The sequence below is a fragment of the Salinirussus salinus genome, from assembly GCF_009831455.1.
Taxonomy (GTDB): domain Archaea; phylum Halobacteriota; class Halobacteria; order Halobacteriales; family Haloarculaceae; genus Salinirussus; species Salinirussus salinus.
Genome location: NZ_WOWO01000001.1, coordinates 197876 through 210928, shown reverse-complemented (window position 1 = coordinate 210928; position 13053 = coordinate 197876). Strand labels below are relative to the sequence as shown.

Below are 13053 nucleotides of genomic sequence, written 5' to 3'. Positions count from 1 at the left end.
AGGCGGCCGGCAGCGACGTTAGACGCCCGTCGAATATCGCAACAGCCCGGCGACTCCGCCGAAGGCCGCGAGCAGTTGCTCGCCCTTCTCGAAGTCGGTGGAGATGAACTGCGTCTCCGTCCCGCGCTGCTCGGCCAGCTCCATCAGGTGGTCGATGGCGTCCTCGCGTTCGGTCTCGGTGGGCTCGCCACACCGCGAGCACTCGTGGTCCCCGCCCTTCCCGGGGTCGACCAGTTCGTGTTCGGTGTGCCCGTTGGGGCACTCGTGGGTGAGTACCTCCTTGCGCAGGTCCTCGCTGATGAGCAGAGTCTCGACCGCGCCCATCATGAGGTTCTCGCGGGTCGGGCCGAAGCCGTAGGTCGCGAGGTCGCCGTCGTGCAGTTCCTTGAAGAACCGCTCCATGAACTGCTTGTCCTGGAGCACTTCCCGCTCGGCGAGCACCTCGCCGGCGGCGTCGACGAGGTCGTAGAGCCCGGACTCGTCGGTGTAGGCGACGTCGAACTTCCCGATGACGTTGTCCTGGATCTCGTGGTGGAGATACCCCTCGCTGAGGAACTCGTCTTTGGTGGGGGAAGGGCCGCCGACGAGGATGCCGTCGATCTCGTGGCGCTTGGGGACGAACAGTTCGTTGGCCATCTCCGCGACCTCCTGGTAGTGGTTGTCGATGGCCTCCAGCCGGAGCCGCTCGAAGCGGGCCTGTGACTGCCCCCCTTTCTTCTGTTTGCCCGGCACCAGCGACGTCGTCGACTTGACGGGCTCGACGCGCTTTCCGCGGAGCCAGCCGACGTTTGCCTCCCGGCGGTCGAGGACGATGAGCCCGAACAGGCCCTTGTCGCCGAGCATCTCCGCCAGCGGCTCGGTCAGAAACTCCGAGTCACAGTGATACCGGAACGACTGGATCGGCTCGGGGGGGTCCTCCAGCACCTTGGTGACCATGTCCGTCCGACCGCCGCCGGTGTCGACCGCCCCCGAAAAGAGAACCATCCCGTTCTCCGGGGGGTTCTGGTAGTACTTCAGGCGGTCCTTGATGCTCTTGAGTGCGTCCTGAACGTTCGTGCGGGTGTCCTTGGACTTGATGTTCGACGCCTCGGAGTGCTCCTGGGTGACGTGGGCGACCACGTCGCTTATCTGCTTGTCCGGGGGCACGTAGATGGTGACGAGCTGCGTGCCCGAGCCCCGGTAGTCATCCAGCTCCTCGATGACCTTCCGGTACTCGTATTTTTGTTTGTCACTCCGCTCGGCCGTCGACTCGCTCATTACTGTCAGTTGGTCCGAGTGCTGTAAGTACCTGTTGGACACGTCCGGCCGGGGCAGGTCCACACGCTCGTGGCGCTGTGGCCCCCCTGCCGGGGCCGACCCCCGCCAGTCGGACGGCGCCTTTATATAACCGCCCTCGCTTGGTGACACCACAGGACGATGGCGGGGTACGTCTGCACGGTCGCGGGAGGCAAAGGCGGCGTCGGGAAGACGACCACGGCAGTCAACGTCGCGGCCGCACTCGAGGCGCGCGGACACGACGCCGTCGTCGTGGACGCCGACCTGGGGATGGCCAACCTCGGCGAGATGCTCGGCGTCGAGTACGACAGCGGCATCCACCGGGTGCTCGCGGGCGAGGCAACTGTCGAGGAGACGCTGACCGACGCCGGCGGGGGGCTGACCGCCCTCCCGGGCGAGCAGAGCCTCGACGCCTTCGCCGACGCCGACCCTGCCGGACTCAGAGCGGTGCTCGACCAGCTCCGGGAGTCGTACGACGTCGTCGTCGTCGACACGGGTTCGGGGGTGAGTCACGAGATGGCGGTCCCGCTGGGCCTCGCCGACGGCGTCGTGCTGGTAACGACGCCCGAGGAGGTGGCTCTCGCCGACGCGGTCAAGACCGCCGACCTCGTCGACCGCCTCGACGGCGAGGTCGTCGGGGCCGTCGTCCTCCGGGCCGCCGCCGACACCGACCTGGCCGACATCGAGTCGCGGCTGGGCGTCCCGGTTCTGGGTGCGGTCCCCGACCAGCCCGCGGCCGGGGCGGAACCGGTAGTCTCGGAGGACCCGGACAGCCCCGTCTCCGCGGCGTACCGGGCGCTCACCGAGCGACTCGCCGGGGTCTTCTTCGAGGGAGGCGACCCGGCAGATGTCGACGCGGCCCTCGACGACTCCTGGTTCGAGGACGCTGACGCCGACAGCGGGGCGGCAGACGGCGAAGACGAAGAGGACGACGGGGACTCCGGCGGTCGCTTCGGCGGGCTGTTCGGCTGACTCCTACATCGACTCGGGGGCTTCGACGCCGAGCACGAACAGGGCGTTGGCCGTCGCGGTCCGGGCAGCCCGCACCAGCGCCAGCCGCGCGTTCCGGAGGTCTGGGTCGGCGTCGAGCACCGGACACTCCCGGTAGAAGGCGTTGAACGCCTCCGCGAGGTCGCGGGTGTAGGTCGCGACCGCGTGGGGTTCGAGGTCCGCGGCGCTCTCCTCGACGACCGCGGGGAATCGGGCGATGGTCTCCAAGAGGGCGCGCTCGGTCGGCTCCGCGAGGAGGTCGGGGTCGGCCGGCTCGTCGGTGCCCGTGGCGGCTCCCGCCCCGTTCGCTGCCGGGAATCCCGCAGCCTCGGCCTCCGCGAGGATCCCGCAGGCCCGCGCGTGGACGTACTGGACGTAGGGAGCGCTCTGGGCTTCGAAATCCAGCGCCCGTTCCCACTCGAAGGTGATCCCCTTCGTGGGCTGTTTGGCGACGATGTCGTAGCGGACGGCGCCGATCCCGACTTGGCGGGCGATCCGGTCGACGTCCGCCTCCGTGAGCTCGTCGTTGCGGACCCGGTCGTCGATCCGGTCTTCGACCTCGGCGCGGGCGCGCTCTTCGGCCTCGTCGAGCAGGTCGTCGAGGTCGATCCCCGTCCCCTCGCGGGTGCTCATCCCGCCCTCGGGGAGGTTCACCCATGAGTAGTGGACCGTCCGGATCCGGTCGGTGTCGTGGCCAAGCAGGTCCAGCGTGGCCTCGAGCTGCCTGGCCTGGAGTTTGTGGTCCTCGCCCAGCACGGTGACGGCCTCGTCGAAGTGTTCCAGTTTCCACTCGTGGTGGGCGATATCGCGGGTCGTGTACAGCGAGGTGCCGTCCCCGCGCAGGAAGACGAGGTTCTTCCCGATGTCCTCGAACTCCAGTTGCCAGGCGCCCTCCTCCTTCACGGCGTAGTCGGTGTCCTTCAGTCGGGCGACCACGTCGTCGGTCGAGCCGTCGCGCATGAACCGGGTCTCGCGGACGAATTCGTCGAAGGGGGCGGGCAGGCGGTCGAGCGTCCCGCGCATCCCCGCGAGGACGGTGTCGACGACCTCGGCGACGCGCTCGTAGGTTCCCTCGTCGCCGGCCTCTAGTCCCTGGAGGATGGCCTGGATCTCGGCTTCGGCCTCCTCGACGTCCGCGGGGTCTGCCTCCTCGAGGTACTCGTTGCCCTTCCGGTAGTACCGGACCATCTCGTACTCCGGCGAGTCGCGTTCCGGCTCCGGCAGGTCGCCCTCCTCGAAGGTCCCGTAGGCCCAGGTGAACACGGCGATTTGCCGGCCGGCGTCGTTGACGTAGTAGTGAGTCTCGACATCGTAGCCCGCGAAATCGAGCAGCCGCCGGAGCGCGTCGCCGATGATGGGGTTGCGCGCCCGGCCGACGTGCACGGGCCCGGTCGGGTTCGCGGAGGTGTGTTCGAGCACAAGGTCGACCCCGCGGTCGGGCAGCCGGCCATAGTCCTCTGCCTGGGCGGCCTCGAGCGTGTCGGCGTAGTAGCGCTCGCCGGGGAGGACGTTGACGTAGGCCCCCTCGGCCTCGATGGCGCCGGCGTAGGCCAGGTCGCGCTCGCGGAGCGCGGCGGCGATGTCGGCGGCGACCTCCGGCGGGGGGGCGCCGGCCTCGCCGGCCAGCCGGTAGGCGACGCTCGTCGCGAGGACGGCGTCGACGTCGGCCGGCGGCCGCTCGATGCCGAGGTCGTCGGTCGGGAAGCCCAGGTCGGCCAGCGTCTCCTCGATGGCCGTCTCGACCTCCGAACGGAGCGCGCGGAGCATACCCCCCGTTTCCCGGCACCGGACATAGGGGTGACGGAGTCGGGCCGGTCGGGGGGAGCGGCCGCGGACGGCCGGCAGGAACCGGTCGCTGCGGTGGTGTTTCGTTTGGCGGGATGGCGGTTCAGTCCCGCCCATGTGAAATTAGCATGTGGCGCGCGCTGTCGCGGCCTCGTGCCGTTCCCGTGAGTGAAGCGAACGGGAGCGAGCGGGAACTCGTTCCCGCCCACGCGACAGCACCGTGCGAGGTCTTCCCGAGTGCAACGAGGGAAGGCTCGGAAGGCGAGCGAAGCGAGTCTTCCGGTGGACGAGGAGCGCAGCGAGTCTCCCGAGTCGAACATTTCGGGGCTTGCCTGCTGGTCCCGGGATCCCTGCCAGCACGACTACAGAAACAAACACGACCGTCGCCGCGCCCCCGGGAGTTTTGTGGCCGGCGCTCCCTCTCGGCCCATGGAGTACACGACACTCGGCGACACAGGGATGACCGTCAGCCAGGTCTGTCTCGGCTGCATGAGCTTCGGGACCGGCCGGGAGTGGATGCTCGACCCCGAACAGAGCCAGGAGCTGATCGACCGCGCCATCGAGCTCGGGGTGAACTTCTTCGACACCGCCAACGTCTACTCGACGGGCGAGAGCGAGGCGATCCTCGGCGACGCACTCGCGGAGTACGACCGCGACGAGCAGGTCGTCGCCACCAAGGTCTTCGGGGAGATGGCCGACCACCCCAACGCCTCCGGGCTCTCCCGGAAGGCCATCGAGCAGGAGCTGGACGACTCCCTGGAGCGGCTGGGGATGGAAACCGTCGACCTCTACCAGACCCACCGCTGGGACTACGACACGCCAATCGAGGAGACGCTGGGAGCGCTCGACGACGCCGTCCGCCGGGAGAAGGTCCGGTACATCGGCACCTCCTCGATGTGGGCCTACCAGTTCGCCGAGGCGCTGCACGCGAGCGACCGACTCGGCCTCGAGCGGTTCGCGACGATGCAGAACCACTACAACGTCCTCTACCGCGAGGAGGAACGCGAGATGTTGCCGCTCTGTGAACAGGAAGGCGTGGGCGTCATCCCGTGGAGCCCGCTTGCCCGCGGGGTCGCCGCCCGCCCCCACGAGGAGGTCGAGGCGACCACGCGTGGCGAGACCGACCAGTATCTGGAGATGATGCCCTACCTCCAGGGCGGCGGCGAGGAGATCAACGAGCGCCTCCAGGAGTTGGCAGAGGAGATGGGCGTGACGATGGCCCAGGTCGCGCTGGCCTGGCTCTTGGAGCAGGAGACCGTCGACGCGCCCATCGTCGGGGTCACGAGCATCGAGCACTTGGAGGAGGCCGTCGAGGCGACCGAACTCTCGCTGTCGGACTCGGACCAAGAGTACCTCGAGGAACCGTACGAGCCGCTGCCGGTGGCGGGCCACGAGTAGCGGGCGCCGGGAGCCACTGGCCGTGCCGGGGGCAGGCCCGTGGTCACTGCTGGCCGAGCGTGAGTCCGGTGAATTCGAAGCGGGCGCCCCCGTCCCGCCCGCGGCCAACCTCGACTTCCCAGCCGTGTGCCTCGGCGATCCGTTTGACGATCGTCAACCCGAACCCGGTCCCGCCACTCGCCGAGGAGTGCCCGGGCTCGAACACGACCGCTCCCCGCTCTTCGGGGATCCCCGGACCGGTGTCCTCGACGTAAATACCGTCCTCGGCGAACTGTCCGACCCGGACGGTCACCGTCGGCCCGCCGTGTTCGACCGCGTTCGTAAAGAGATTCTCGAACACGTGCTGGAGTCGACTCCGGTCGCCGTGTATCGTGACCTCGTCCTCGATCTGGACGGTGGCCTCGCCCGTCGACACGGCCTCCCAGGAACCCTCGACCAGCTCGGTCGCACTGACCGGCTCCATGTCCGCGACGACCTGCCCCTGTCTGGCGAGTGTGAGCGTGTCCGAGATGAGCTCTTCCATCCGGTCCAGTGCCTGCACGATAGGAGGGAGGTGCTCGCTCTCGCAGTCCTCGCCGAGCAGTTCCGCCCGCGCCTGTGCGACGTTGAGCGGGTTTCGCAGGTCGTGGGACACCACCCCTGCGAACTCCTCGAGCTGTTCCTTCTGGCTCTGGAGCTGCCGTTCCCGCCTGGTACGTTCGGTGACGTTTCGCGCGATGCCGATGATCCGGCTCACCTCGCCGTTCGTGACGACCGGCGCGAGGCTCGTCTGCCAGAACCGCGCCCCCGTTTCGACAGGGAGTTCCTCCTGGTAGGTCACTGGCTCGCGGGCCGCGACACACCGCCGGTAGTTCGCCTCGAGCTCCGCTCCGAGTTCGTCGCCGAACACGTCGGTCGGCGTCTGTCCGCTGATCTCCTCGGTCGTGATCCCGGTCTGTTCCTCGTAGGCCTGGTTGACCCGTTCGAACCGGAACACGGACTCCGACCCGTCCGACTCCACACGAAGAAAGAAGATGCCGTCCTCGACCGTCTCGAGGAGCGTCTCGTACTCCTCTGCGAGCACGCGGTACTGTTCGTCCCGGCGCTTTCGCTCGGAGATGTCGCGGCTGTTGACCAGGATCCCCCCGATGTCCTCGTCGTCTCTCCGGTCCTGCAGCGTCGCCTCGATCCAGCACCAGGAGCCATCGGCCCGGCGAAACCGCGTCTCGACTACCTGAACGCCCTCGGACTCGGTCTGGACCGCCTCGATCGCGTCGGCAACGACCTCCCGGTCGTCCGGATGCTGGTACTCGTAGCCGACCTCGCCGACCAGCTCCTCCGGTTCGTATCCGAGCGTCTCCGTAACTGACGTGCTCGCGTACGTGATGGTGCCGTCTGAGTCGATCACCGTCGCGATATCGGTGGATTCTTCCACCAGCTTCCGGTGAAACGCACTCGACATACAACCTCTACTCCGTTTGCTCACATAAGTCTGCATTCGATGTTCGCCGGTCCGGTCTCGGAGTACTCTTTCCTTGCTCACGTCCCGGCAGAAATCCTGCTGCTCACACCGACCCCTCGCGAGCCACGAGCACGGCCAGCCTGCGGGCGTCGCTGTCCCTGTCAGGGACGCGCGAGGGAAGATTCAGGTTGACGGGCCGACACGTTCCGACGATGCGAGACACTGCCCCGTTCATCGACCCCGTCTCGGGCGAACTGGACCTCCGACAGATCCTCCGGGAGTCACTCCCCGTGCTCGCACTCGTCGTGCTGTTCGGCGGGCTGGCGCTGCTGGTCTTCCTGGTCGCGCTGTTCGTCGGCGGGCTGGCGGGTGTGCTGTCCACCCTGCTGTCACAGCTGATACTCGCCGTCGGCGCCGGCGTCGTACTGGTCTACGCCGTCGCCCGCGGGGTCCAGCTCTCGGGGGTCTGAGCCTGTGCGGCGGTCGAGGACTCCTTCTTTCGGTTAGTCTACCGCTCGCGGGCCACAAAGCGCGCGGGGGCGCCGTCTCCACCCTGGAGCTTCAGCGGGAACCCCATCACCTCCAGGTCCCGGCCGGCGTCGACGACCTCCTCGAGGTAGAGGTGCTCGGCGATCAGGACGCCCTCCGGCAGGAGCGCCCGGTGGTGGGGGTAGTCGTCCCAGTCCTCGGGGCGCATCGCCCGGGCGCGGTCGGGGCTGATGGTGTCGACCGCGAGCATCCGTATCCCGCGGTCGAGCAGCCACTCCGCGGCGTCGGGGGCGAGCCAGGGGTAGCGCTGGTAGGTCTCCTCGTCGTCGAAGTGCGCGCCCCAGCCCGTGCGGACGAGGACGATATCGCCCGGTTCGATGCCGCCGGCGGCCTCGGCCGCGGCCTCGATGTCTTCGAGGGGGACTTCGCCGGGTTCCTCGCGGTCCAGGTCGAGGACAACGGCCGGGCCGGCGAAGCGGTCCAGCGGGAGGTCGTCGATAGTGTCGCCGTCGGCGACGAAGTGGAGGGGGGCGTCGACGTGGGTCCCGATGTGGGTCGGGGCGGCGTAGCGCTGGACGTGGCTGCCGTCCTCCTCGACGGTCGAGAGTGTCTCTACCTCGGGTTCGGGCAGGGAACTCGAGCCGGGCATCCCGGCGTGGAACGGCTGTGTGAGGTCGTACCAGGCCATGGTGTTTGGTCGCGGCGGGTCTGGATAAGCTTCGGGGTGGGTGGTGTCCGTGAGAGTTGGAACTGCGTTCGGAACAGCAAGAAAGCCCCGAGCCGGTGGACGGCTACGACTCGCTGCGCGCTTCGCTCACTGCGTTCGCTGTAGTGCTTGCGTCGTCTCGCTCGTCCACCGGCTCGCCCCTTTCAGCCCCACCCGCGCTCGCGGCGTTGCCGCTCGCGTCTCCGTTGCGCTCACTCCGTTCGCGCAACGCTTGCCACACACCTCCCCAGCCGATTCGCTCCCTCGCTCCGCTCGGTCGCTCATCCCTCGCACGGCAGTCGTCGCGGCCGGAGCCGCGACAGCGCGCGCCCAATGCTGGCCCGGCATTCCACGCGGGTGGGGCTGAAAGGGGCCGGCGGCTGGGGGAACCCGGGCGACGTAAGCACCGCAGCGAAGCGAGGAGCGCAGCGAGCCCCGGGACCGCAGCCGCCGGGGGCTTTCTTGCTGCTCGGTCTTCTCGAGTGCGAACTCATTCAGCTACACACAAATCGCGGACCGTACTCCATGCAGAGAGCGTGCCGCGAGAGACAGTAGCAACGACTTTACTCCAGGCGCCCGCCATCCCGATAGATGGTACCGGAGGAGGTCAGCGGGGAGTCCGGGCTGGTGGTCGCGCTGGTCAGTGGCTCGCATTTCATCAACCACATGTACCTCGTGATCCTGCCGCCCATCCTCACCGTCCTCACCGGCTCGTTTGCGGTCGGGCTGGGCGCGCTCGGCGTGGCGATGGGCGTCCAGTCGCTGGTCAACACCGCCTGCCTGCTCCCCTACGGCTACCTCTCCGATACCCGCTCGCGGACGCTCGTGCTCGCGGCCTGTCTGGGCCTGGGCACCCTCGGCGTCGCTATCGTCGCCGCCGCGCCCTCCTTCGCGTGGCTGGTGGTCGGCCAGGCCGTCGTCGGCCTCGGGGTCGCCGCCCACCACCCGGTCCACTTCCCGCTGCTCTCCGATGCCACGCCCGAGTCCTACCGCGGGCGGGCCTTCTCGGTGCACGGCTTCGCCGGCAGCCTCGGATTCGCGGCGGCGCCCGCGGTCATCACGGGCGTGCTCGCGGCGGGCTACTCCTGGCGCGTGGCACTTGGCCTGCTCGCCGGCGTCGGCGCGGTCTACGGGCTTCTCGCGACCCTCGCGCTCCACTTCCTCGTCGACGGCTCCGTCACTCGGCCGGCGCTGGTCGAGGGCGATACCCCGGCCGCGGGCGCGAGCGGTGCGGGCGCGGCCGACGCGGGCGCGGCTGACCGCGCGCGGGCGGCCCTGTCGAGCTTCCGCGAGCGGGTCGGCGAACTGACGGACTCGCCAGCGATCGTCGCGCTGGCGGCGCTGGCGCTGGTCTCCTCGACGGCCGCGTGGGGAGTGACCTCCTACGCCGCGGTCTTCCTGGAGAACGGCTACGGCGTCTCCCAGAGCGTCGCCAACCTCGCACTGACGGGGATGTTCGTCGCCAGCGCGGTCATGATCCTCGTCGGCGGGACGCTCGCGGACGTGGTCGCGCCGGGGCCGGTGATGGTCGCCAGCTACGCGCTCGTGGCGCTCGTCGTCGGGGTGCTCGCCTCTGGAATTCTGCCGGCGCTCGCGGCCGTGGGCGCGGTCGTCCTGATAGGCGGGGTCCGCAGCCCCAGCGCCCCCGCGCGGTCGACGCTGGCCGACCGGATCTCCGGGCGCGCGGACCTCGGCCAGAACTTCGCGGCCATCACGGTCGGGATCATGCTCGGCAGCGCGGTCGCCCCGACGGTCTTCGGCGTCGTCATCGAGCGCGCCGGCTACCGGACGGCCTTCCTGTTGATCGCCGCCATCGCCCTTCTCGCGCTCGGGCTGACCGTGTGGGTGCTCCGGCGGTACGGGGCCACCTTCGCAGGCTCCGAGGGAATGGCGACGCCGGGCGACGACTGACCGGCTGCGGCCGGTTCTCCCGACCCGTCGCGTCTCAGCTGACGGTGTGTCGCAGCGTCCCGATCCCCTCGATCTCCAGTTCGATAGTGTCGCCGTGGTCGATCCACCGGTCCAGGTCGTAGCCACAGCCGCCGCCGACGGTGCCGGTGCCCAGCACGTCACCAGGATGGAGGGTTTCGCCCATCGCCGCGTGTTCGAGCATGTCGCCGACGGAGTGGTGGGCCTCGCCGCTGTTGCCCTCGCTCCAGACCTCGCCGTTGACCCGGGCGGTCATCCGGGCGTCGGCCGGGTCGAAGGCATCGGCGGTGACGAGGTAGGGGCCGAAGCCGTTCGCGAAGTCCTTCCCCTTGCCCGGGCCCAGACCCATCTCCATCTCCTCGCTCTGGATATCGCGGGCACTGAAGTCGTTGAAGACTGTGTAGCCGGCGATGTACTCCCCGGCCTCGCTCGCGTCGATATCGCGACACTCCCGACCGACCACCACGCCGAGTTCGAGTTCGAAGTCCAGCCGGTCGGTGTAGTCGGGCCACTCGACCTCGGAGTTCGGCGGGACGGTGCTGTCGGGGTTGCCCTTGTAGTAGGCCGGCAGGTCGTACCACGCGTCGGGCTTCTCGGTGCCGTGGTCCTCGAAGACCGAGAAGTCGCGGATGGTGTTCGGGCGGGGCAGCGGCGCCCGGAGGGACACCTCCTCCTCGCCGTAGACGACCCGGCCGCCGCGCGGTCCCTCCGCGGGGAGGTCGCCGTCGGCGGCGGCCACGCGCACCTCCCGGGCGGCCTCGATGGCCTCGGGGCCGTTGTGCAGCAGTTCGAGCATGTCCGGCGGGACCAGCGCCCGCGCAGCCTCGACCGGGCGGGTCCGGCCCTCAGCGGCCAGGAGAGCCGCGTAGCCGGCCGTCAGGTCCACCAGGCTGTCGCCGTACGTGACGCCGACCCGGTCGATGGGGCCGACCGTCGTCCCGACCGTGAACGTGGCGAGTCGCATGCTCCCCACGACTCGCGGCGACGACAAAAAGGTTCGACGGGAGCTACCGGGTCGAGTCTCCCCTCACTCGCGGCGGTCGAGGACGGATTCCTGCGAGTCCGTGAAGACGACCAGAGCGGTGATCTCCTCGTCGATGTCGAAGAAGTCGTGTTCGAGGCCCTGTTCGACGTAGACGACGTCGCCCTCCTCGACGCCGTACGTCTCGGTTCCGACGTGAACCATCCCGGAGCCGGAGAGCACGACGTAGAGTTCGTCTTCCCTGTGGGGGGTCTTCGGCTCCGGGTTGGGGTAGCGGGCGAGTTCGACGCGCATCGACTCCTCGCTCAGCACCTCGACGTAACTCGTCCCGTCCTGCTCGAGTCGGTCGGCCAGTTCAGCGGTAGAGACGTGGGCCATCGTTCTCGACTCGAAGTACAGGTGCCCCGTCCGATGAACACTTCGGTCGCCACGCCGACTGAGCGACGGCGGTCCCCGGGCAGCGCCCCGACGCCGCGTCGGACGCCGGCAGGACCACTCGTGCCCCAAACCAGTAAGAGCCTCCCCGACGAAACCGCTCGCATGCCAGACCGTGACAACGTGACCCGGTTCGACATGCCCAGGCCGGACCTGCCGGCCTACCTCACCGCCTCGCCCGACGAGCCCATCGGCTGTCACCTCGTCGACGACACCCTCTTCGGGACGGGCTACGCGCTCAGCACCGACCAGCTCCTCCGCAAACTGGAGGCCGCCGGGGGCCTCGAGCGCGTGGTCGTCGAGCACGAGGACACCGACCACTACGGCGCGCTCCCGGGCGTTGTCGAGCGGTTCGACCCCGAGGTGGTCGTCCCCGACGGCGACCACGCCTTCCTCCAGCGGACCTACGCCGACCTCGAGGCCGACCGGCTGGTCGAGGGCGGCGAGGAGGTCGCGGGCTTTCGGGCGATCCGGGTGCGCGGGCACACCTACGGAAACATGGCCTTCGTCGACGAATCCAGGGGATTGCTCGTCGCGGGCGACACGGTCGTCCGGGCCGACAGCGACATCGCGCCCGACCGGCGGTGGTCGGGGCCGCTCGCCCCGCCCGCCGAGATGTTCAACCGCGACACCGAGCGCGCCCGGCGCAACCTGGTCGCGCTCGCGGGACTGGACGTCGAGGATATCCTGCTGACCCACGGCGAGGACGTCCGCGGCGGGGGCGGCGACGCGGTCGACCGGCTGCTCCGGGACCTGGGGCTGCACTGGGAGCTGTAGCGCACCGCCTCCGCCGGCCGCTCCGATGCCTCAGTCGCCGCCGGCCTCGGGGAGTCGCCGCTCCATCGCCGCGAGGTACTCGGCGGCGGCGTCGGGTTCGACCCGGTCAGTCCCTTCGGGGTCGTCTCCCTCCGCGCCCCCGCCGCCGGTCTCGGGGTCGAGTAGCCCCCGGGCCTGCGCGCAGCCGTGCAGCAGTTGTCCGCGGAGGTCGCCCTCCGGGAGCTTGTTGGTCGCGACTTCCTCGGCGCTGGTGACGGTCTCGCGGGCGGCGTCGACGTCGCCGTCGGCCAGTGCTTCCTGTCCCTCGGCGAACAGCTGCGCGAGCACCGCGAGCGCGTCCGCCGGAGGGTCCTCGGTCACACTCCCCATCGTCGCCGGAGGACTATGAATCCCTGCCAACGTTTATCGACCCGCCGGCCCTACCGGACGGCGTGTCCGACCCAGGCTCGAACCCGGAGCCCGCCCCCGCGTCCGACCGCCAGCGGAACGTCCTCGGCGGCTCCCTGGAACCGTGCAGCGAGGAGCCCGCAACCGGCTACCTCCGGGACGGCTGCTGTACCGCCGTCGAGGGTGACCGCGGCCGCCACCACCTCTGTGCGGAGGTCACCGAGGACTTTCTCGAGTTCTCGCGGGCGATGGGAAACGACCTCGTGACGCCCCGGCCCGAGTTCGACTTCCCGGGACTCGAGCCCGGGGACCGCTGGTGTCTCTGCGTCGGGCGGTGGGTCGAGGCGCGGGAGGTCGGCCGGGCGCCGCCGGTCGTCCTCCCGGCGACCAACGAGGCCGCACTCGCCCACCCCGACGTCGACCGCGAGACGCTGCGCGCCCACGCCGTCGAGGACTGAC

13 protein-coding genes are annotated in these 13053 nt (G+C 69.6%); 6 read left to right on the top strand and 7 right to left on the bottom strand.

Translation table 11 applies throughout. The features are described from left to right. Positions 1-18 precede the first annotated feature (18 nt). Positions 19-1257 carry a peptide chain release factor aRF-1 gene (gene prf1, locus GN153_RS01020; protein ID WP_159898898.1) on the bottom strand — a complete coding sequence of 413 codons (1239 nt, stop codon included), beginning with the start codon at positions 1255-1257 and terminating at the stop codon, positions 19-21. Between the two features lie 159 nt (positions 1258-1416). On the opposite strand from prf1, the gene GN153_RS01015 reads away from it, so the two are divergent. Next, the gene (locus tag GN153_RS01015; RefSeq protein WP_159898896.1) at positions 1417-2247 is read left to right on the top strand and encodes a MinD/ParA family ATP-binding protein; all 831 of its coding nucleotides are present in this window, start codon (positions 1417-1419) and stop codon (positions 2245-2247) included. A gap of 3 nt (positions 2248-2250) precedes the next feature. On the opposite strand, the gene argS is transcribed toward GN153_RS01015, so the two are convergent. Continuing rightward, positions 2251-4032, bottom strand: a complete 1782-nt coding sequence (gene argS / locus GN153_RS01010; RefSeq protein ID WP_159898894.1) for an arginine--tRNA ligase — start codon at positions 4030-4032, stop codon at positions 2251-2253. Between the two features lie 447 nt (positions 4033-4479). Here argS and GN153_RS01005 point away from each other — a divergent pair, with 447 nt between their 5' ends. Then, entirely contained in the window at positions 4480-5448 is a 969-nt protein-coding gene (locus tag GN153_RS01005; protein ID WP_159898892.1) for an aldo/keto reductase, read from the top strand. Between the two features lie 43 nt (positions 5449-5491). Here GN153_RS01005 and GN153_RS01000 read toward each other — a convergent pair whose 3' ends face one another. Then, entirely contained in the window at positions 5492-6889 is a 1398-nt protein-coding gene (locus GN153_RS01000; protein ID WP_159898890.1) for a PAS domain S-box protein, read from the bottom strand. Between the two features lie 212 nt (positions 6890-7101). Here GN153_RS01000 and GN153_RS00995 point away from each other — a divergent pair, with 212 nt between their 5' ends. Continuing rightward, positions 7102-7359, top strand: a complete 258-nt coding sequence (locus tag GN153_RS00995; protein ID WP_159898888.1) for a hypothetical protein — start codon at positions 7102-7104, stop codon at positions 7357-7359. A gap of 38 nt (positions 7360-7397) precedes the next feature. Here the strand turns inward: GN153_RS00995 and GN153_RS00990 are convergent, their stop codons facing one another. Beyond that, positions 7398-8066: a cyclase family protein gene (locus GN153_RS00990; RefSeq protein WP_159898886.1), complete on the bottom strand. Its 669-nt coding sequence runs from the start codon at positions 8064-8066 to the stop codon at positions 7398-7400. Between the two features lie 609 nt (positions 8067-8675). On the opposite strand from GN153_RS00990, the gene GN153_RS00985 reads away from it, so the two are divergent. Continuing rightward, positions 8676-9995: an MFS transporter gene (locus GN153_RS00985; protein ID WP_159898884.1), complete on the top strand. Its 1320-nt coding sequence runs from the start codon at positions 8676-8678 to the stop codon at positions 9993-9995. A 34-nt stretch (positions 9996-10029) separates the two neighbouring features. On the opposite strand, the gene GN153_RS00980 is transcribed toward GN153_RS00985, so the two are convergent. Together GN153_RS00980 and GN153_RS00975 are read right to left on the bottom strand one after the other, a co-directional pair. Continuing rightward, positions 10030-10977: a fumarylacetoacetate hydrolase family protein gene (locus GN153_RS00980; RefSeq protein WP_159898882.1), complete on the bottom strand. Its 948-nt coding sequence runs from the start codon at positions 10975-10977 to the stop codon at positions 10030-10032. A gap of 63 nt (positions 10978-11040) precedes the next feature. Further along, on the bottom strand, positions 11041-11373 hold the full coding sequence (locus GN153_RS00975; protein ID WP_159898880.1) for a cupin domain-containing protein: 333 nt from the start codon (positions 11371-11373) through the stop codon (positions 11041-11043). Positions 11374-11535: 162 nt separating this feature from the next. Between GN153_RS00975 and GN153_RS00970 the strand changes: the two genes are divergently transcribed. Further along, positions 11536-12207 (top strand): MBL fold metallo-hydrolase, encoded by a 672-nt coding sequence (locus GN153_RS00970; protein WP_159898878.1) that lies wholly within the window; start codon positions 11536-11538, stop codon positions 12205-12207. Between the two features lie 30 nt (positions 12208-12237). Here the strand turns inward: GN153_RS00970 and GN153_RS00965 are convergent, their stop codons facing one another. Continuing rightward, positions 12238-12567, bottom strand: coding sequence for a hypothetical protein (locus GN153_RS00965; protein ID WP_159898876.1), 330 nt, complete (start codon positions 12565-12567; stop codon positions 12238-12240). A 71-nt stretch (positions 12568-12638) separates the two neighbouring features. On the opposite strand from GN153_RS00965, the gene GN153_RS00960 reads away from it, so the two are divergent. Then, positions 12639-13052 (top strand): DUF2237 family protein, encoded by a 414-nt coding sequence (locus GN153_RS00960; RefSeq protein WP_159898874.1) that lies wholly within the window; start codon positions 12639-12641, stop codon positions 13050-13052. Position 13053: the final 1 nt, after the last annotated feature.